Raw genomic sequence first — 1,169 nt, 5'->3', positions numbered from 1 at the left:
GACTAGATCCAAGAGATGAGCTCATCCAGAAGCTCGTTGAATATCGTAAAATTAAACAGATAGCCGAGCAGCTGCGTGAGAAGGAATTCGAGCGCAGCCTCGTCTATTCACGAGAGCCCGAAGATATGAGTCCATTTATGAAGGAAGAGAAAGTTAATCCTGTTGAAGGGCTGCATATTTCCGATTTAGTGGCTGCATTCCAGAAGGCGCTTGGAAGAGCGGCAAGACGAAATGTAGTCTCAACCATTCAACGTGATGAAATATCTGTGAAGGATCGTATCAGAGATATAGTTGAAGTGTTAAAGCAATTTGAAACCGTCAGATTTTCCAAGCTCATAAAGGAAAATATAGACAGGCATGAGATTGTTGTAACTTTCTTGGCTATATTAGAACTGATGAAAATGAAGCATATTCGATGCTTCCAGCATCAGCTGTTTGATGATATCGTCATCCATTGGAGAGGGGAAACTTCGCAAAGTGGATTATCAGAAGTTGAAGACAATTATTGAGGGTCTGCTTTTCATGGCAGGCGATGAAGGACTTACAAAGAGGCAGCTCGCTGATATATTAGAACTGGATTCTGATCTTGCGTCAGACTTGGTTTACGATTTGCAGCGTGATTTGGAACGTGAAGGCAGGGGAGTACAAATAGCTGAGGTAGCAGCCTCCTATAGACTAACGACTCATCCGGAGCATGCACCTTATTTTGAACGAATGGCTTATACGCCAACGCGTGCACAATTATCTCAAGCCGCGCTTGAAACGTTGTCTATTGTAGCCTATCAGCAGCCGATTACAAGGGTCGCAATCGAAGAAATACGTGGTGTAAAGAGTGATAGAGCCATTGCATCGCTAGTATCGAAAGACTTGATTGAAGAAGTGGGCCGCGCCGATGCGATTGGCAGACCGATTTTGTATGGAACAACGAAATCATTTTTAGATTATTTTGGATTGCCATCTATTCGTGAACTGCCTGAACCAGGACATGTCGATGTAGACGAAGCTTTAGCCGAACAGACACAGTTGCTTTTTGAGCGTCTCGATGGTCGACAAATGACGTTTGAAGAAATAAAAGAATGAGATTTGACCGCCGGGTCATACTATATACAACCCATATGAGGGAAACGGAGGAAGCATCATGGTGCTCAGTTACCCTTACGGTTGGATAA

2 protein-coding genes are annotated in these 1,169 nt (G+C 43.6%); both read left to right on the top strand.

What is annotated here, in order from left to right; genetic code table 11:
- Nucleotides 1-509: segregation and condensation protein A (locus tag AC1DWN_RS34100; protein WP_477563241.1), on the top strand; the 509-nt coding region annotated here is incomplete at its 5' end.
- The gene (scpB, locus tag AC1DWN_RS34095; RefSeq protein WP_477563240.1) at nt 478-1,080 is read left to right on the top strand and encodes an SMC-Scp complex subunit ScpB; all 603 of its coding nucleotides are present in this window, start codon (nt 478-480) and stop codon (nt 1,078-1,080) included. The genes AC1DWN_RS34100 and scpB, both read left to right, overlap by 32 nt.
- Nucleotides 1,081-1,169: the final 89 nt, after the last annotated feature.

It is taken from the genome of Paenibacillus sp. P4_A7 (genome assembly GCF_056402455.1).
This window is presented reverse-complemented; position numbering and strand designations above follow the sequence as displayed.